The 17,550-nt window shown below is 64.4% G+C and carries 16 protein-coding genes and 1 tRNA gene; 4 read left to right on the top strand and 13 right to left on the bottom strand.

Features of this window, described 5'->3' with window-relative positions; genetic code table 11:
• Positions 1-75: 75 nt before the first annotated feature.
• Together SAMIE_RS07225 and SAMIE_RS07220 are read left to right on the top strand one after the other, a co-directional pair.
• Positions 76-558, top strand: a complete 483-nt coding sequence (locus SAMIE_RS07225) for a peroxiredoxin (RefSeq protein WP_066696939.1) — start codon at positions 76-78, stop codon at positions 556-558.
• Between the two features lie 84 nt (positions 559-642).
• Positions 643-2,097 (top strand): AMP nucleosidase, encoded by a 1,455-nt coding sequence (locus tag SAMIE_RS07220; protein WP_066696937.1) that lies wholly within the window; start codon positions 643-645, stop codon positions 2,095-2,097.
• Between the two features lie 3 nt (positions 2,098-2,100).
• On the opposite strand, the gene SAMIE_RS07215 is transcribed toward SAMIE_RS07220, so the two are convergent.
• The 8 genes from SAMIE_RS07215 to SAMIE_RS07180 all read right to left on the bottom strand — a co-directional run bounded on the left by SAMIE_RS07215 (position 2,101) and on the right by SAMIE_RS07180 (position 10,539).
• Entirely contained in the window at positions 2,101-3,249 is a 1,149-nt protein-coding gene (locus SAMIE_RS07215) for a GGDEF domain-containing protein (RefSeq protein WP_066696935.1), read from the bottom strand.
• A gap of 31 nt (positions 3,250-3,280) precedes the next feature.
• Complete coding sequence (locus SAMIE_RS07210; RefSeq protein ID WP_066696932.1) at positions 3,281-5,113, bottom strand: M2 family metallopeptidase; 1,833 nt, start codon at positions 5,111-5,113, stop codon at positions 3,281-3,283.
• Positions 5,114-5,164: 51 nt separating this feature from the next.
• On the bottom strand, positions 5,165-5,926 hold the full coding sequence (locus SAMIE_RS07205; RefSeq protein ID WP_066696929.1) for an alpha/beta fold hydrolase: 762 nt from the start codon (positions 5,924-5,926) through the stop codon (positions 5,165-5,167).
• 39 nt (positions 5,927-5,965) lie between these two features.
• Positions 5,966-6,604 carry a DUF2238 domain-containing protein gene (locus SAMIE_RS07200; protein ID WP_066696923.1) on the bottom strand — a complete coding sequence of 213 codons (639 nt, stop codon included), beginning with the start codon at positions 6,602-6,604 and terminating at the stop codon, positions 5,966-5,968.
• Positions 6,605-6,612: 8 nt separating this feature from the next.
• Positions 6,613-7,638 (bottom strand): aspartate-semialdehyde dehydrogenase, encoded by a 1,026-nt coding sequence (locus SAMIE_RS07195; protein ID WP_066697626.1) that lies wholly within the window; start codon positions 7,636-7,638, stop codon positions 6,613-6,615.
• 236 nt (positions 7,639-7,874) lie between these two features.
• Positions 7,875-10,091, bottom strand: coding sequence for a S9 family peptidase (locus SAMIE_RS07190; RefSeq protein WP_066697624.1), 2,217 nt, complete (start codon positions 10,089-10,091; stop codon positions 7,875-7,877).
• Between the two features lie 111 nt (positions 10,092-10,202).
• Positions 10,203-10,277 (bottom strand) — tRNA-Val (locus tag SAMIE_RS07185).
• A 73-nt stretch (positions 10,278-10,350) separates the two neighbouring features.
• Positions 10,351-10,539 (bottom strand): hypothetical protein, encoded by a 189-nt coding sequence (locus SAMIE_RS07180; protein WP_066696920.1) that lies wholly within the window; start codon positions 10,537-10,539, stop codon positions 10,351-10,353.
• 200 nt (positions 10,540-10,739) lie between these two features.
• On the opposite strand from SAMIE_RS07180, the gene hslV reads away from it, so the two are divergent.
• Both hslV and hslU read left to right on the top strand, forming a co-directional pair.
• The gene (gene hslV, locus SAMIE_RS07175; protein ID WP_174522203.1) at positions 10,740-11,294 is read left to right on the top strand and encodes an ATP-dependent protease subunit HslV; all 555 of its coding nucleotides are present in this window, start codon (positions 10,740-10,742) and stop codon (positions 11,292-11,294) included.
• A gap of 28 nt (positions 11,295-11,322) precedes the next feature.
• On the top strand, positions 11,323-12,624 hold the full coding sequence (gene hslU, locus SAMIE_RS07170) for an ATP-dependent protease ATPase subunit HslU (RefSeq protein WP_066696917.1): 1,302 nt from the start codon (positions 11,323-11,325) through the stop codon (positions 12,622-12,624).
• Between the two features lie 42 nt (positions 12,625-12,666).
• On the opposite strand, the gene proS is transcribed toward hslU, so the two are convergent.
• From proS to istA, 5 genes are all read right to left on the bottom strand, one after another.
• The gene (gene proS / locus SAMIE_RS07165; RefSeq protein ID WP_066696914.1) at positions 12,667-14,193 is read right to left on the bottom strand and encodes a proline--tRNA ligase; all 1,527 of its coding nucleotides are present in this window, start codon (positions 14,191-14,193) and stop codon (positions 12,667-12,669) included.
• A 100-nt stretch (positions 14,194-14,293) separates the two neighbouring features.
• The gene (locus SAMIE_RS07160) at positions 14,294-14,635 is read right to left on the bottom strand and encodes a hypothetical protein (RefSeq protein ID WP_066696905.1); all 342 of its coding nucleotides are present in this window, start codon (positions 14,633-14,635) and stop codon (positions 14,294-14,296) included.
• Between the two features lie 7 nt (positions 14,636-14,642).
• Positions 14,643-15,170, bottom strand: coding sequence for a polyhydroxyalkanoate synthesis repressor PhaR (locus tag SAMIE_RS07155; protein ID WP_408641272.1), 528 nt, complete (start codon positions 15,168-15,170; stop codon positions 14,643-14,645).
• Positions 15,152-15,922, bottom strand: coding sequence for an IS21-like element helper ATPase IstB (gene istB / locus SAMIE_RS07150; RefSeq protein WP_066704332.1), 771 nt, complete (start codon positions 15,920-15,922; stop codon positions 15,152-15,154). Before istB ends, SAMIE_RS07155 begins: the two co-directional genes overlap by 19 nt.
• Positions 15,912-17,438, bottom strand: a complete 1,527-nt coding sequence (istA, locus tag SAMIE_RS07145; RefSeq protein WP_066704330.1) for an IS21 family transposase — start codon at positions 17,436-17,438, stop codon at positions 15,912-15,914. The genes istB and istA overlap by 11 nt, the downstream gene beginning before the upstream one ends.
• Positions 17,439-17,550: the final 112 nt, after the last annotated feature.

Raw genomic sequence — 17,550 nt, 5'->3', positions numbered from 1 at the left:
AGTTATTCGCGCGGCGTCTTGACATGGCCCCCTACAGGGCCGACCTCCCGCGCTCCACAGGCAGGAGCCGCAAGCATGACGATTTCCAAGGGCGACGAGATCCCCAGCACATCCTTCGCCACCATGACCGATCATGGTCCCGAAACCATTTCGTCCGACGATTTCTTCAAGGGCAAGACGGTCGCCATCTTTTCCGTCCCCGGCGCTTTCACGCCGACCTGCTCGGCCAAGCATCTGCCGGGCTTCATCGAAAAGGCAGGGGATCTCAAGGCGAAGGGCGTCGACGCCATCGCCTGCACCGCCGTCAACGACGCGTTCGTCATGGGCGCATGGGGCAAGCAGGCGGGCGCGGGCGATGCCGTGACGATGCTGGCCGACGGCAATGGCGATTTCGCCAAGGCGGTGGGTCTGACCATGGACGGCAGCAAGTTTGGCATGGGCACGCGCGGACAGCGCTTCTCCATGCTGGTCAAGGACGGTGTGGTCGAACAGCTCAACGTCGAGGAGCCGGGCGATTTCAAGGTGTCGTCGGCCGAACATCTGCTGGGCCAGCTCTGAATTCCGCATGACGCGCCGGCCAAGCCGTGCCGGCGCGTCATGCCCCGTCTTCCTTCCGTCACTCAAAGGCGGTAGCAGCGGGCGATGACACAGAGCATCGGCAGCGCCGCGGTCGCGCAACTCGACCGCATTTACCAGACATCCATCGAAACCCTGCGCGACGCCATGCGCGCCTATGCCCGCGACGGCAGCATTCCGCCGCCAGAGGCGCGGACGGACCGCCGCTTCTGCTATCCCGAACTGCGCATCACCTATCATGACGAGGGCAACGCGCCGCCGCCGGGCCGATCCTTCGCGCGCCTGTCGAAGCCGGGGCGCTATGTGACGACGGTGACGCGGCCAGCCATGTTCGCCGACTATATGGCCGAACAGATCGACCTGCTGGTCCGCGACTATGGGGTCGAGGTGGATGTGGGCCTGAGCGCCCAGCAGATCCCCTTCCCCTATGTGCTCGACGGTCTCGACATCAGCGCGCTGGACGGCACGCCGCCGACCGAGCTGGCGCGCCATTTTCCGGCCACCGAACTGGCGGAGATCGGGGACGAGATCGCCGACGGCCTCTTCATTCCTGACGCCAATGGCGACCGCCCGCTGGCGCTGTTCGACGGGCTGCGGACCGATTTCTCGCTGGCGCGCCTCAAACATTATACCGGCACGCCGCCCGAACATGTGCAGCGTTACATCCTCTTTACCAACTATCACCGTTATGTCGATGAATTCGTCGCCTGGGCCTGCGCCGAGTTGCAGCGGGACGGCAGCCGCTTCACCGCGCTGTCGGGCGCGGGAGGGGTGCATGTGACGCGGGAGACCGCCGATCCGCACGGAGCCATTGCCGAAGGGGCGTGGCGCAAGCACCAGATGCCCGCCTATCACCTGATTGCGCCCGACCGCAGCGGGATCACGCTGGTCAACATCGGCGTCGGGCCATCGAACGCCAAGACGATCTGCGACCATCTGGCGGTCGTGCGGCCCGAGGCATGGCTGATGATCGGTCATTGCGGCGGCCTGCGCCCCAGCCAGCGGATCGGCGACTATGTGCTCGCCCACGCCTATCTGCGCGACGACAAGGTGCTGGACGACATGCTGCCGCCGGAAATTCCGGTGCCCGCCATCGCCGAGGTGCAGGTGGCGATGGCGAGCGCAGCCGAAGCCATATTGGGCAGCGGCAATCCCGAGGATTTCAAGCGCCGCCTGCGCACGGGCACGGTCGTGACCACCGACGACCGCAACTGGGAACTGCGCTATTCCAGCTCGGCCCTGCGCTTCAGCCTGTCGCGCGCGGTCGGCATCGACATGGAATCGGCCACCATCGCGGCGCAGGGCTATCGCTTCCGCGTACCGTACGGCACCCTGCTGTGCGTGTCGGACAAGCCGATTCATGGCGAACTTAAACTGCCCGGGCAGGCCAACCGCTTTTACGAGGAAGCCATTGCGGGCCATCTGCGCGTCGGCCTCATGGCCTGCGAACTGCTGCGTCAGGAAGGGCCGAAGCTGCACAGCCGCAAGCTGCGTGCCTTCAACGAACCGCCGTTCCGGTAGTCGTCAGGCGGCTTCGCGCCAGATGGTGACGCGGTCCCTGCCGCCATTTTTCGCCATGTAGAGCGCGGCGTCCGCACGGGCGACCATGTCTTCCAGACTGGCGTCGCCCGAACGGAGTTCCGCCACCCCGAAGCTCGCCCGCAGGCCCGGTTCATCGAGGCGGGCAAGGGAAAGATTGGCGACTTCCGCCCGCACGCGCTCCATCACATCGGCGGCAGCGCGGGCGTCGGTGTCGATCAGCAGCAGGCCGAATTCGTCTCCGCCCATGCGCGCGACCACATCGCCGCGCCGCACCGTGCTTGCCAGCAGCCGGGCGAAGGCGGCAAGCGCCTGATCGCCGACAATATGGCCATGCCCGTCGTTGAGCGCCTTGAACCCGTCGAGATCGCAGACCACCAGCGCCAGCGGGCGGCGATGCCGCACCGCCAGCGCCATCGCCTGCTGCGCCGCTTCCTCAAGGCCGCGGCGGTTCAGCACCTGGGTCAGCGCATCGTGGCGGATTTCGCGGCCCAGTTGCTGCGCGAGATCGCCCGCGACCAGCAGCACGGCGGTGACGGCCGTCGCGACATAGTTGGTCGGCGTGAAGATGCTGAAGATCAGGCGATAGACCTGCTTGCCGTCTTCCGGCCCGCGAATGAGCAGCGCCGATGCTGCCAGTGCCAGTTGCACGACCGCAAACAGAAGGAGCGCCGCGAAGAAGGCCCGTTCCGGCGGGGTGAAGCGGCGCTCCCTCGGCCAGAGCGACAGGGCGCTGACCGCCAGCAGTCCGCCCACATAGGCGGGGATGATGAAACCCTGCATCAACTGGCTGCCGGTCGTCCCGATGGCTATCGCCATCGCCAGCACCACCGTCACACCCGGCACGGCGAATGCGGCGATGCGAAGGGGCCGCCCGGACCGCTGCCGCACCCCGATCGCAAGCAGCGATCCGCTGACGACCAGACCGATGCCGGTCAGGATGTAGAGGGGCGGACTTTTGAGGAAATAGCCGCCTGCGTTGGCTGCCCACTGCAATATGCCGACCGCATAGGAGGCAGTCCATGTCAGGACATGCCGCTGCCGCCCGAAGTGCTGCCATGCGACGGCAAGGGCGATCGTCATGACAAGGGCGGTTCCGAACAGCAGGGCAAGCAGGATGACTGGCGCGTTCATGCGCCAGCCGCCTACCAACTTTTACTGTTGCTTACCAGCCGCAAGACTTGCCTTTATTTTGCGCGATCAACCACTTCTGCAACGGCGCGAAGTAACTGACCAGAGCCTTGCCCGACATCTGGCGGGTGCCGGTGAATGCCTGAAGCGCATCGGGCCATGGTTTCGATGCCCCCATCGCCAGCATCGCGTTCAGCTTTTCGCCCACCGCCCTGTCGCCGTAGAAGGAACAGCGGTGCAGCGGTCCCTTCCACCCCGCCTGCCGGCAGGCCGCTTCGTAGAACTGGAATTGCAGGACGCGCGCCAGGAAATAGCGGGTATAGGCTGTGTTGCCGGGGATATGATATTTGCCGCCCGCATCGAATTTGGTCTCGTCGCGCTCCACGGGCGGGACGATGCCCTGATATTTCAGGCGCAGGTCGGTCCAGCTCTTTTCATACTGGCTTTGCGGGATCGACCCGTCGAACACGCCCCAGCGCCATTTGTCGATAAGCAGGCCGAAGGGCAGGAATGCGACCTTGTCCATCGCCTGACGCAGCAGCAGGCCGATGTCCTTGTCGGCACCGGGCACCTTCGCCGGATCGAGCAGGCCGATCTTCACGAGATAGTCGGGCGTGATCGACAGGGCGATGAAGTCGCCGATCGCTTCGTGGAACCCATCGTTCGCGCCGTCCAGATAAAGCGGTTTCTGGACCTGATAGGCGCGCTGGTAATAATTATGGCCCAGTTCGTGGTGGATCGTGACGAAGTCGTCGCCATTGACCTTCGTGCACATCTTGATGCGGATGTCGTCCTTGTTGTCGATGTCCCAGGCCGACGCATGGCACACGACTTCGCGGTCGCGGGGCTTCACGATCTGGGACCGTTCCCAGAAGGTCGCGGGCAGCGGGTCGAAGCCGAGCGAGCTGTAGAAGCCTTCGCCCGCCTTCACCATCTTCACAGGGTCGTAATTCTTCGCCTTCAAAAGATCGGTGACATCATAGCCAAGGTCGCCCGCACCCGCCGGTGCGACGATATCGTAGATATTGCCCCATTCCTGCGCCCACATATTGCCCAGCAGGTCGGCGCGGATCGGGCCGGTCTTCGGCTGGACCGCGTCGCCATATTTCTGATTGAGTTTGGCGCGGGTATAGCAATGGAGTTCGTCGTAGAGCGGCTTCACTTCCGCCCAGATGCGGTCGGTCAGCTTCGCGAAATCGTCGGCGGGCATGTCATATTTGGAGCGCCACATCGCTCCGGTGTCGGCAAAGCCCAGTTCTTTCGCGCCTGCGTTGGCGATGCCGACCAGCTTCGTATAATCCGTCCGCATCGGCGCGCCGACATTGTCGTGCCAGCTTACCCACATTTCCTTGAGTTCGTCGGGGTTGCGGTTGATACCCATCTGCTCTTCGATGTCGCTGCCGTTGATCGGCTGCCCCCTGAGCATCCCCTTGCCCTTGCCATAGGCGGACTGGAGCTTCGTCGCGAGGTCGTTGAGCTGCTCCGCCGCGCCCGGCGTCGTCGGCGCGGGGAGCGTCAGCGCGGTCCGCAGCAGGGTGAGGCGGCGTTTGGTTTCTTCGGTGAGGCCCGGCGCGGCGGCGAATTTGGCCGCTTCCAGCGCGTAGTCGACGCGCTGCTTCGTGTCGATTGCACCGAAATAGGAGGAGATCGCGTCGGTATCGTCGGTGATGTAGGTGGCGTTGATCCACGCCGCGCGGCCGCTGACGATCGACTGGTCGAACAGCGCCTTCTCCGCCTTCGTCAGGAAGGCTTCGGCATCGGCGGCGGTGGGCGGAGTCGTCTGGGAGGCGGCGGGAGACTGTTGCGCGGAGGCGGGCGAAACGGCGAGAGCAGCCGCGAGCGCGGTCAGCGAGAGTGCGATTTTCATGGGTATCCCCTTATGGCTATAGGGGAAAGGTGACTTGGTGCCGCGATACAGTCAAGCGGTCAGGAAGTCGGCGATTGCCTGTCCCAGTTCCTTGCGGGTGACGGCATTCATGTGATTGCCCGGCACTTCGAAATAGCGGCCGTCGCTGAGCAGGTCCGCCAGTTCATGCGCGCTGCCGTTGCTGTCATCGTCCCTGCCGCAGATCACGGCGGTGGGTTGCGGGAAGGCCGCGATCACGTCTGCCGGGGTGTCGACGAAGGTGCGCAGGATGCGGAGCAGCGCGATGGGATCGCCCTTCGTCGTCTTGAGGAAGGCTTCGGCCATCCATTCTGACGTGCCCCGCTCGAACGTGCCGAGATTGGTGAGGACGTTGGTGTAATAGCCGCCATTATCGAGCGTCTGCGTCAGACCGCGCAGCCCCATGCCGGACAGGATCACGCGGCGCGGCGTGGCTCCGTTCGCCAGCATCCGCACGGTCGTCCGCGCGCCCAGCGAATAGCCACCGAGGTCATAGTCGGTCAGGCCGAAATATTCGACCACGGCAAGATTGTCCCGCGTCAGCGCGTCGGGCGGATAGGCGGCGGGATCGTGCGGCTTTGCGCTTTCCCCGTGGCCGCGCAGGTCGGGCAGAATCAGGCGGAATCCAGCCTCGACCAGCCGCGCCGCATGGCCGTAGCGAATCCAGTTGGTCCGGGCGTTCGAGAAATAGCCGTGGATCAGCATCAGATCCCGCCCCTTCCCCGCGACATGCACGGCAATCGGCAGGCCGTCGAAGCCCTTGATCTCATGCCGTTCGAGGGGAAGGTCGGTCATGGTGGCGATCCTCGTCAATCAGCGGCTGCCGATATGGCGTCAGGCGCGGCGACGCAAGAGCAGGAGCACGGCCGCGATGCTGCCCACCTGCGCGCAGGCCATGTCTTTCTGCGCGTCCCACATGTCGCCCTGCTGGCCGTTATAATAGTCCGCCGTATCGCCAGCGGCGACGACGGTCAGGAGCCATTCGAATATCTCGTAGAGCGCGCTGCCAAGGCCGATGGCGGCAAAGGCGATGGCAAGGCTCCATCCCCTGCCCGCCCCGCCATAGCGCCGTGCCGCCTGCGCGACGGGCATGGTCCATAATGCGCCGAAGCTGAAATGCACCAGCCTGTCATAGCCGTTTCGCGCCATGCCGAAATGGCTGGATAAGTCGGTCCCGGTCAGCGCGCGCGACCACCGGTCATAGGGCACGTAGCTGTAGATCCACCGTGCGCCCAGCGTGTGAAGAAGCAGGAAGAGCAGAAGGCATGCCGCCGAGCCGTTAGACAGCGGCCATCGGCGCAACAGCCATGGCGAGGCCAGAAGGAGAATGACGGTCGGGCCGTGCTGGAGCGGCGCCAGATCGGGATAGGGCTGGGCCACATTGGCGAGCGCGACCGCCGCGGACAGTATCAGGATCATCCGGCGCTGCGCGGGTGGAAGCGATTTCCACGCTAGGGCAGCGCCGGCGATCATGGACGCCGTCAGCCCTTCTTGAGGTGACGGCGGCCGAGCAGTTCGGCGATCTGGACGGCGTTCAGGGCCGCGCCCTTGCGCAGGTTGTCGCTGACGCACCAGAGCGACAGGCCGTTGTCCACGGTGGAGTCCTCGCGCACGCGGCTGATGAAGGTGGCATAGTCGCCGACGCATTCGACCGGGGTGACGTAGCCGCCGTCCTCACGCTTGTCGACGAGCATGACGCCCGGCGCTTCACGCAGGATGTCCTGCGCTTCCTTGGCCGAAATCTCGTTCTCGAACTCGATGTTGAGCGCTTCGGAATGGCCGACGAACACGGGGACGCGGACGCAGGTGGCCGTCACCTTGATCTTGGGATCAAGGATCTTCTTGGTCTCCGCGACCATCTTCCATTCTTCCTTGGTCGATCCGTCGTCCAGGAACACGTCGATGTGCGGGATCACGTTGAAGGCGATCTGCTTGGTGAACTTCTTCGGTTCGGCGGGGTCGCCGACGAAGATGTTGCGGCTCTGTTCGAACAGCTCGTCCATGCCCGCCTTGCCCGCGCCGGAGACCGACTGGTAGGTGGCGACGACGACGCGCCTGATCTTCGCGGCGTCATGCAGGGGCTTCAGGGCCACCACCATCTGCGCGGTCGAGCAGTTGGGGTTGGCGATGATGTTCTTGCGCTTATAGCCGTCGATGGCGTCCGGATTCACTTCAGGCACGACCAGCGGCACGTCCGGGTCCATGCGGTAGAGCGAGCTGTTGTCGATCACGACGCAGCCGGCCGCCGCCGCCTTGGGCGCATATTCGGCGGTCGGGCCGCTGCCCGCCGCGAACAGGGCGATGTCCCAGCCGGTGAAGTCGAAATGCTCGATATTGCGGCATTTGAGCGTCTTGCCGGTGTCACCGAAATCGACGTCGGTGCCGTGCGACCGGGGCGAAGCGACCGCCGCGATCTCGTCAATCGGGAACTCGCGCTCGGCGAGAATGGTCAGCATCTCGCGGCCCACATTTCCGGTGGCTCCGACGACGACGACCTTATAACCCATGACAAAAGACTCCATGTGCAGCGCCTGATTGCGCAGGCGCGCCATAGCGGGGCGGCTGCGTTTGTCCAGAAAGAAGGGATTGGGTGGGACAAAGCGCGCAGCCGCTTAGCTTCGCATATTTCCCGCAAGTTTTGACATTAAATTGCAGAAGCAGGATATTTTTGGTCGCTCGGTCTTCAGAGCCGAAGGATCAGGATGGCCGCCGCCCCCCGGATAGGACAGCGGCCCGCCCCGTGTCACCGATCCGGCGCGACACCCCGGCGCGCCAGAAAATCCTCTATCGAGCGCCAGAGATGCACGCCGATCTTCGGCCCGCCCACGCGGTGCGTCTGCCCCGGATAGACCATCAGTTCGAACGGCACCGCCGCGCCCTGCATCTTTGCCATCAGCGCGGTCGAATTGTCGAACACGACATTGTCGTCCGACATGCCGTGGATTAGGAGAAGCGGGTCGGCGATCTTCACCGCGTCTTCGATGGCGTCCGAGGAAGGATAGGCGCTGGGCCTGTCCTGCGGCCGACCCAGATAGCGCTCGGTATAATGGGTATCGTAAAGCTCCCACTTCGTCACCGGCGCGCCGGAGATGGCTGCGGCGAAGGTGCCGGGCGCCTTTTCCAGCAGTTTCAGCGACATGTAACCGCCATAGGACCAGCCATAGGTGGCGATCCGCTTGGGATCGACGAAGGGCTGGTCCTTGAGCCATTCGACGCCCTTCAACTGATCCTCGACCTCCACCGTGCCCATTGCGCGGTAAAGCTGATCCTCGAACGCCTTGCCGCGATCGGGCGTGCCGCGATTGTCGATGGCGAAGACGATCCAGCCGCGGTCCACCAGATATTGATTCAGCGCCCCGCTCCATGTGTTCGTCACCTGACGCCCCGCGCCCGGCCCGCCATAATGGATCATGAAGACCGGGTACCGCTTCCCCGGTTCCAGCGGGGGCGTCATCATCTTCGTGTAGAGCGTCGATCCGTCGCGCGCCTTCACCGTGCCGAATATCGTCTTCACATGGCTGGCGAGATAGGGCGCATAGGGGTGGTCGCCCGTCAGCGCATTCTGCGAGAGCCACTGCATCTGTTTACCCGTGCTGTCGGCGAGGTAGACCTGCTTGGGCTGGTCGCTGTTCTGGCGCGTCACGATGACGCGCGTGGCCGCGCCGTCCATCACGGCATCGTTCCACCAGCCCTGCTGCGTCAGCGCCCGCGCCGCTTCGGGCTTGCGGAGCGAAGTGACGTAAAGCTGCTGTTCCAGCGGCGTTTCGCGGTTGCCGGTGAAGTAGACGAGACCCCTGCCCTCATCCACGCCGACGACCTGGCGCACTTCCCAGGGGCCGCTCGTCAGCGCCGTCCATTTGCCGCCGTCGATGCGATAGAGATGCCCATGGCCGGACTTTTCCGACCACCAGAGGAAGCTCCCGTCCTTGAGGGGATGGAAATTGTCGGACAGGTTGATCCAGCTTTTCGCGGTTTCGGTGAGCACCACCTTGGCCTTGCCCGTCGCAGGATCTACGGCCAGCAGATCGAGCCGCTTCTGGTCGCGGCTCTCCCGCTGCACGTAGAGTATGCGCCCGTCCACCGACCAGTCGACCCGCGCGAGGTAAATGTCCCGGTCCGGGCCGAGATCGACCTTCACCTGTCCCGATCCGTCCGGCCGCATGACATAGAGGTCGACGATGGCGTTGGGCGTTCCGGCGGCGGGGTAACGCTGCGTGTAGACCTTCGTCCCCTCCCCGCCGATGGCGGTGCGGGTTACGGTGCCGACCGGGCTTTCGTCCACGCGGGCGACGGCGATCAGGGTATCGTCGGGCGACCACCAATAGCCGGTGCGGCGGTCCATTTCCTCCTGTGCGACAAATTCGGCAACGCCCCAGCTTACCGTGTCGCTCGCGCCCTGCGTCAGTTGCCGTTCCTTGCCGCCCATCGGCTGCACGAACAGGTTACCGCCGCGCACGAAGGAGACGAAGCCGCCCTTCGGGCTGACGACGCCGTTGAGTTCGCCGTCGGGCGTATCTGTGAGGCGCGAGACCCTGCCATCGAGGCTGGCGAGGTAGAGATCGCCGTCGACGGGGACGAGGATGCTTTTACCATCGGGCGACCAGTCGTAGGTGGCGATGCCGGTGCTGCCCGCCACGGTCCGGTCGCGTTCGCGCTGCATCTTTTCGGCTTCGGAAAGGTCCGCGCCGCTGCCGGTCTTCTTCGAATCGACCAGCATCCGTTCTTTGCCGGTGCGCGTGTCGATGGCCCAGAGATCGAGCCGCTCCTTCTCGTCCGCGCGGGGTTTGAGCAGCGTCACCAGCGATCCGTCCGGCGAGAGCTTGAGCGCGCGGGGTTGAGGCCCGGCGAGATCGGGGCTGGCGAAAACGCGCTCCAGCGTCAGCGCCTGCTGCGCCTGCGCGGCAGCCGGGATCAGGCCCAGAGCGACAAGCGCCGCACCGGCTTTCCAATAAGGGGGCATGTTCATCCTTTCCGGCGGCATGACGCCGCAATCATGACCACGGCTTAACGCGCCGCGACGGAAAAGATCAACAAAGGGAAATAATCTGTCCTGCCATGCCCTGCCGGGTCATGGTGGGCGCGACAGGGATTGAACCTGTGACCCCACCCGTGTGAAGGGTGTGCTCTACCGCTGAGCTACGCGCCCCCTGCAAGGAGGAGGCGGCCCATTGGCATTGCGGGCGGATGCTGTCAAGCGATGAGGGCGAAAATCCGGCGGATCACTGCACCGCCCGGATCGTCGGGCCGGGGTCGCGCATCAGGCGGACGCCATCGCAGTCCGGCCCGCCGCAGGTGCACGCTTCGATCGTGTAGCGAACGCCGCACATCACCAGAACGTCCTGATCGAAGCTGTAGTTCGAAATGCCGGCGCGCTCGACCTTTTCCTGAGCCATGATTTTGAGAGTCATGCGCCGTGCTCCATCCCGTCATTTCCCTGTCATGATCCGTTGTGCACTGCACAATGTCAATCGGGGGCGCTTTGTTCCGCGCGTCCGCTGCCGGTGTTCCGTCGCGCACAGGGAACGTCCTGACGCGGATGGAACCGAGTCTTGCAGCGCCGACGCCCTCGTCCCATATGGCGGGCATGAACAGTTCCTCCTCGTCCGCCATGCCGGTCTGGCATGGCACCACCATCATGTCGGTCCGCAAGAACGGGAAGGTCGTCGTCGCAGGCGACGGCCAAGTGTCCATGGGCCAGACGGTGATGAAGCCCAACGCCCGCAAGGTCCGCCGCCTGCACGACGGATCGGTGATCGGCGGCTTTGCCGGCGCGACCGCAGACGCCTTTACCCTGTTCGAGCGGCTTGAAGCCAAGCTGGAGCGGCATAATGGCCAGTTGATGCGCGCTGCGGTCGAACTCGCGAAGGACTGGCGCACCGACAAATATCTGCGCAATCTAGAAGCGATGATGATCGTCGCGGACCGGGACGTGACGCTGATCCTGACGGGCAATGGCGATGTGCTGGAGCCGGTTGCCCATCCGAACGGAACCGTGGCCGCGATCGGGTCGGGTGGCAATTTCGCCCTCGCCGCGGCGCGCGCTCTGGTCGATTATGAAGCCGATGCCGAAACGCTGGCGCGCAAGGCGATGGGCGTGGCCGCCGACATCTGCGTCTATACCAACGATCAGTTGACCATCGAGACGCTGGACAGCGCGGCCTGAACTCCCCCCTTCTCCCAAGAAAAGATCCATGAACGACAATCTGACCCCCAAAGCCATCGTCGCGGCGCTCGACGCGCATATCATCGGCCAGCAGGACGCCAAGCGCGCGGTCGCGGTCGCGCTGCGCAACCGCTGGCGGCGGCAGCATCTGTCCGCCGACCTGCGCGACGAGGTGACGCCCAAGAATATCCTGATGATCGGCCCCACCGGCTGCGGCAAGACGGAGATCAGCCGCCGCCTCGCGAAGCTCGCCGACGCGCCCTTCGTCAAGGTCGAGGCGACCAAGTTCACCGAAGTCGGCTATGTCGGGCGCGACGTGGAGCAGATCGTCCGCGATCTCGTCGAGGAAGCCGTCCGACTTGAGAAGGACCGCCGCCGCGAAGCGGTGCGCGAGGCCGCGTCGGAGGCCGCCATGTCGCGCCTGCTGGACGCGCTGACCGGCAAGGAAGCGAGCGAAGCCACGCGCCTGTCCTTCCGCCAGCGGATCGAGGGCGACCAGATGAACGAGGTCGAAGTCGAGGTGGAAGTCGCCGACAGCCCGTCGATGCCGATGGAAATCCCCGGCATGGGCGGTCAGGTGGGCATGATAAACCTGTCCGACATGATGTCCAAGGCCTTTGGTCAGACCCAGAAGAAGCGGCGCAAGATGCGTGTGGTCGACGCTTGGGACAAACTGGTCGAGGAGGAACAGGACAAGAGGCTGGATCAGGACGATGTCGCCCGCGTGGCCATCACCAGCGCCGAGCAGAACGGCATCGTCTTCCTCGACGAGATCGACAAGATCGCGGTCAGTGACGTGCGAGGCGGATCGGTGAGCCGTGAGGGCGTGCAGCGCGACCTGCTGCCCCTGATCGAGGGGACCACCGTTTCGACCAAATATGGTCCGCTCAAGACCGACCATATCCTGTTCATCGCGTCGGGCGCTTTCCATGTCGCAAAGCCCAGCGACCTGCTGCCGGAATTGCAGGGGCGCCTGCCGATCCGCGTCGAGCTGAAAGTGCTGACCGAGGAGGATTTCGTCGCGATCCTGTCCGACACCAAGGCCAGCCTCGTCACGCAATATCGTGCGCTGCTGGCAACCGAGGAAGTGACCATCGACCTGACGCCGGACGGCATCCGCGCGGTGGCGAGGATCGCGGCGGAGGTGAACAGCGAGGTCGAGAATATCGGCGCGCGGCGGCTCCAGACGGTGATGGAGAAGCTGCTGGAGGATGTCAGCTTCGACGCGGAGGATCGCCGCGGCGAAACGCTGGTGATCGACGCGGCCTATGTCGAGAAGCAGTTGAGCGCGGTGGCGCGGGATACGGATCTGAGCAAATATGTGCTGTGACGGCTCTTTCCCCCTCCCGTAAACGGGAGGGGAGACAATTGCTCAATAACTCCGGCCGACCAGAACCCGCTCGACCGCCTTTTCGCCGGTGAAGATGCAGGCACCGTCCGCTTCCGCCGCACCCAACGGCACGTTGCGCAGGGTGAGCTTCTCGCCCTTCAGCCACTGGACCACCCTATCGAGCGCTTCGCCGGAGGGCTTGCTCCATTGGACCAGCGCCCAGCCGGGCTTGGCGCTGGCCTTGAAGTGGGCTTTCAGGGCGTCGATGTCGCCGATCGACGCGTCGATATTACCATCAAGGCGCGCCTTGGCTTCGGCGAAGAGCGTCGTCTGCACATCCTCCAGCATCGCCACCGCACCGCTGACGAAATCGCCTTTCGCGACGATCTGGCTGTCGAGCTTGCCGTCCTCGCGGTAGAGGCGGTCGCGGCGGATGACCGAGACGTTGCCGCCCGCCACGTCGCGTCCGCCCACTTCGATGACGATGGGCGCGCCCTTCTTGACCCAGCCCCAGCGTTTGGTCGCGGCCTTTGCGGGGCGCCTGTCGAGCAGCGCGCGCACCGGCTCGCGGAAAGCGTCCAGTTCGTTGAGCGAGGCGACCAGTTCGCCGCAATAATCGAGGATCGCCTGATCCTCTTCCGTGTCGCGCAGCATAGGCACGACGACGATCTGATAAGGCGCGACGCGGGGCGGGACGCGCAGCCCGTCATCGTCGCCATGGACCATGATGAGGCCGCCGATCATGCGGGTGGAGACGCCCCAACTCGTTGTCTGCGCCAGTTCCTGTTGCCCTTCGGCATTCTGGAAACGGATATTCTGCGCGGAGGAGAATGTGGTGCCCAGGAAATGCGAAGTGCCCGCCTGTAGCGCCTTGCCGTCCTGCATCATCGCTTCGATCGAATAGGTTGCGACGGCACCGGGGAAGCGTTCATTCTCGGGCTTTTCGCCAGCCACTACGGGGAGCGCGATGCACTCCTCCGCGAAGCTGCGATAGACTTCGAGCATCTTCAGCGTTTCGTCCATCGCCTCGTCCACCGTGGCGTGGGCGGTGTGGCCTTCCTGCCAGAGAAATTCGGCGGTGCGCAGGAACATGCGGGTGCGCATTTCCCAGCGCACGACATTGGCCCACTGGTTGATGAGCACGGGCAGGTCGCGCCATGACTGCACCCAGCGGCTGAACGCCGCGCCGATCACCGTTTCGGACGTGGGGCGCACGACCAGCGGCTCTTCCAGCTTCGCTTCGGGATCGGGGACCAGCCTGCCGTCCTTCTGGATCAGGCGGTGATGGGTAACGACCGCCATTTCCTTGGCGAAGCCGTCGACATGCTCGGCCTCCTTCTCGAAATAGCTGAGCGGGATGAAGAGCGGGAAGTAGCAATTCTCGTGCCCGGTCGCCTTGATCCGGTCGTCGAGCAGCTTCTGGATGCGTTCCCAGATGCCATAGCCCCACGGACGGATCACCATGCAGCCGCGCACGCCGCTTTCCTCGGCCATGTCGGCTTCGGAAATGACGGCCTGATACCAGGCGGCGAAATCCTGTTCGCGGGTGACGGAAAGGGCATGTTTCACAGGCGGGGAACCTTAAGGCTGGCAGGACGGAAAAGATGGCGCGCCATAGGACAGACGCGCCACCTGTGTCGACCCCCAGAGCGACAGGCGCGAAGGGCGGTCAGTCCGCCGCGCCCATCTGCGCCAGCCATGCCTTCGCCTGTTTCGGTTCCCCCACCGCGTCCGCCGCCACCGGGCCGCGCGCCGCCAGGAACTGCCGATGAAGCGTGAAGGGTTCCAGGCCCAGTTGCTCGCGCAGACGGTCTATATCGTCCGCCAGTTCTTCCAGTTGGTCGAGCGCGGGTTTGGCCGCCGCGCGCGCATGACGGTCGGCATGATGGCCGAACAGACCCCAGCGGCCCGCCGCCGTGGCGCGCAATGCGGCGATCAGGGCATCGCGATAGTCGGCCTCCAGTTCAGCCCGGCGCATGTCGAGCCGCTCCAGACGATCCGCCTTCGCCATGCCGGGATCAGCTCAGCCTGTCGATCTTTGCATTGAGGGCGGCGAGCTGTGCCTTGAGGTCGTTGATCTCGTCGTCCTTGCTGCCTTCCGATGCGGAGGGCGCGGGCGGGGTCATGCCGGGCATGCCCGGAACGCCGGTGCCGAACGCGCTCGCCGCCGCTTCGAACATCTGCATGTTGCGCTTGGCGATTTCCGCAAGCGGGCCGCCGCCGAACGCGCCCTTCATCGCTTCCTGAAACTGCTGCTGGTTCTTGCGGAAAGCGTCCATCGACGCTTCGAGATATTGCGGCACCATCGACTGCATGGAATCGCCATACATGGCGATCAACTGGCGCAGGAAGTTGACGGGCAGCATGTTCTTGCCGCGCTGTTCCTCTTCCATGATGATCTGGGTCAGGACATTATGGGTGATGTCCTCCCCGTGTTGATTTCCACTGAGAGTTGACCCGGGATTTTCATCGAGAAGTGACCCGGTTGGAAGGTATGTCCCGCTATGCGGGTGGTGGGTCAAGCGGGTTATTTTTCCTTTCGTGATTTGGGGTCCGCGGCGCTGGCCCTGAACCGAAAGCTGTCATTGCCGGTCTCGAGGATGTGACAGTGGTGGGTGAGCCGGTCCAGCAGAGCCGTTGTCATCTTGGCATCACCGAACACGCCAGCCCATTCGCTGAAGCTGAGGTTGGTGGTGATGACGACGCTGGTGCGCTCGTAAAGCTTGCTCAGCAGGTGGAACAGCAGCGCGCCGCCTGACGGGCTGAACGGCAAGTATCCGAGCTCGTCGAGGATGACGAGGTCGAGGCGCAGGAGCCGTTCGGACAGTTGGCCTGCCTTGTTCATGGCCTTTTCCTGTTCCAGCGCGTTGACCAGGTCGACGGTGGCGAAGAAGCGGACCTTCTTGCGGTGATGCTCGACCGCCTGGACGCCAAGTGCGGTGGCGACGTGCGTCTTGCCGGTGCCGGGGCCACCGATCAGGACGACGTTATGGGCGCCATCGATAAACTCGCCGCGATGCAACTGGCGGACCATGGCTTCGTTGACCTCGCTGGAAGCGAAGTCGAAGCCGGCCAGGTCCTTGTAGGCCGGGAACCGGGCCGCCTTGATCTGGTAGGCGATGGACCGAACCTCGCGCTCGGCCATCTCGGCCTTGAGCAACTGGGAGAGGATGGGGATGGCCGCATCGAAGGCGGGTGCCCCCTGCTCGATGAGGTCAGCGACGGCCTGGGCCATGCCGTACATCTTGAGGGAGCGCAGCATGACCATGACGGCGGCGCTGGCGGGATCATGACGCATGACGCAGATCCTTCCCGCGCAGCGTATCATAGCGCGCGACATTGGCCTTCGGCTCCCGGCGCAGGCTCAACGCCTGTGGGGTATCGATGGCGGCGATGCTGGTTGGCTTGCCGTCGAGCAGCCGGTGGAGGATGTTGAGGATATGGGTCTTGGTCGGCACGCCAGCTTCCAGCGCCAGTTCGACGGAACAGAGCACCGCCTGCTCATCATGTTGCAGGACCAGCGCGAGGATCTCCACCATCTCCCGGTCACCGCCGGGGCGCTTGAGCAGGAAGCCCTGCAACTGCCGGAAGGCCTCGGGCATCTCGGCAAAGGGCGCGCCGTTGCGCAGGGCGCCAGGCTTGCGCTGGATCACCGCCAGGTAATGCCGCCAGTCATAGATGGTCCGCCCTGGCTGGTCATGGGACCGCTCGATGATCCGGCCATGCTCGCACAGGACCTGGCCCTCGGCGGCGATGACGAGCCGGTCAGGGTAGACCCGCAGGCTCACCGGCCGGTTGGCGAAAGAGGCTGGCACGCTGTAGCGATTGCGCTCGAAGGAGACCAGGCAGGTCGGCGATACCCGCTTGGTGTGCTCGACGAAGCCATCGAAGGGCCGGCCCAGCGGCATCAGACTGGCGACCTCTTCGGCATGCACATCGGCGATGGTGCCGGGCAGGACGCCATGCTGGATCTGACCCCATTGCGCGATGCACTGCTCCTCGAGCCAGACGTTGAGCGCATCGATGTCGGGGAAGCTGGGCATGGGTTGCCACAGCCGGCGCCGTGCATCCTGCACGTTCTTCTCGACCTGTCCCTTCTCCCAACCGGAAGCCGGGTTACAGAACTCGGGCTCGAACAGGTAATGACTGGCCATCGCGGCAAAGCGCGCGTTGACCTGCCGAGCCTTGCCCGTGCCGATCCGATCAACCGCGGTCTTCATGTTGTCGAAAATCCCGCGCTGCGGCACGCCGCCCAGCACCCGGAAGGCCTGGGTCAGAGCGTCGAACAGCATCTCGTGAGTCTGGAGCAGATAAGCTCGGACGGTGAAGGCGCGGCTGTGTGACAGCTTGGTGTGCGCCACCTGCAGCTTGGTCTGCTTGCCGCCCAGCAAGGCCCAGTCCTCGCTCCAGTCGAACTGGAACGCCTCGCCCGGCGCAAAGACCAGCGGCACGAACGTGCCGCGACCACTGGTCTGCTGCTCGCGCTGACGATCGGCCTTCCAGGTCCGCACGAAGGCCGCAACGCGCCCGTATGAGCCGTTATAGCCCAGGACCACGAGATCGGCGTGCATCTGCTTCGCCGTGCGCCGCTGCTTGCGCGACTTGCCAGCCTCGATCCGCAGCCAGCCTGACAGCTTCTCCGCATACGGGTCCAGCTTGCTCGGCCGCTCGGGAACCTTGAACTGCGGCTCTACCGTGTCCGCCCGCAGGTACTTGCGGATCGTGTTGCGCGACAAACCAGTGCGCCGCTCGATCTCCCGGATCGGAACCTGCTGCCGGAAATGCCAGCGCCGGATTACACTCAATAACGCCATGTCGATCACTCCTGAATCCTCCGACCAATCAGCCAGAGGGAAGTCAAAACATGGGTCACTTCTCAGTGGAAACTTATGCCCCTCCCGGGTCAACTCTCAGTGGAAATCAACA

The organism is Sphingobium amiense (assembly GCF_003967075.1).
Taxonomy (GTDB): Bacteria; Pseudomonadota; Alphaproteobacteria; order Sphingomonadales; family Sphingomonadaceae; genus Sphingobium; species Sphingobium amiense.
This window is presented reverse-complemented; position numbering and strand designations above follow the sequence as displayed.

What these genes read in the sequence shown, in the direction of transcription:
- SAMIE_RS07225 (WP_066696939.1), top strand. Translation starts at nt 76, where the DNA reads ATGACGATTTCCAAGGGCGACGAGATCCCCAGCACATCCTTCGCCACC.
- SAMIE_RS07220 (WP_066696937.1), top strand. Translation starts at nt 643, where the DNA reads ATGACACAGAGCATCGGCAGCGCCGCGGTCGCGCAACTCGACCGCATT.
- SAMIE_RS07215 (WP_066696935.1), bottom strand. Translation starts at nt 3,249, where the DNA reads ATGAACGCGCCAGTCATCCTGCTTGCCCTGCTGTTCGGAACCGCCCTT.
- SAMIE_RS07210 (WP_066696932.1), bottom strand. Translation starts at nt 5,113, where the DNA reads ATGAAAATCGCACTCTCGCTGACCGCGCTCGCGGCTGCTCTCGCCGTT.
- SAMIE_RS07205 (WP_066696929.1), bottom strand. Translation starts at nt 5,926, where the DNA reads ATGACCGACCTTCCCCTCGAACGGCATGAGATCAAGGGCTTCGACGGC.
- SAMIE_RS07200 (WP_066696923.1), bottom strand. Translation starts at nt 6,604, where the DNA reads ATGATCGCCGGCGCTGCCCTAGCGTGGAAATCGCTTCCACCCGCGCAG.
- SAMIE_RS07195 (WP_066697626.1), bottom strand. Translation starts at nt 7,638, where the DNA reads ATGGGTTATAAGGTCGTCGTCGTCGGAGCCACCGGAAATGTGGGCCGC.
- SAMIE_RS07190 (WP_066697624.1), bottom strand. Translation starts at nt 10,091, where the DNA reads ATGCCCCCTTATTGGAAAGCCGGTGCGGCGCTTGTCGCTCTGGGCCTG.
- SAMIE_RS07180 (WP_066696920.1), bottom strand. Translation starts at nt 10,539, where the DNA reads ATGACTCTCAAAATCATGGCTCAGGAAAAGGTCGAGCGCGCCGGCATT.
- hslV (WP_174522203.1), top strand. Translation starts at nt 10,740, where the DNA reads ATGCCGGTCTGGCATGGCACCACCATCATGTCGGTCCGCAAGAACGGG.
- hslU (WP_066696917.1), top strand. Translation starts at nt 11,323, where the DNA reads ATGAACGACAATCTGACCCCCAAAGCCATCGTCGCGGCGCTCGACGCG.
- SAMIE_RS07160 (WP_066696905.1), bottom strand. Translation starts at nt 14,635, where the DNA reads ATGGCGAAGGCGGATCGTCTGGAGCGGCTCGACATGCGCCGGGCTGAA.
- istB (WP_066704332.1), bottom strand. Translation starts at nt 15,922, where the DNA reads ATGCGTCATGATCCCGCCAGCGCCGCCGTCATGGTCATGCTGCGCTCC.
- istA (WP_066704330.1), bottom strand. Translation starts at nt 17,438, where the DNA reads ATGGCGTTATTGAGTGTAATCCGGCGCTGGCATTTCCGGCAGCAGGTT.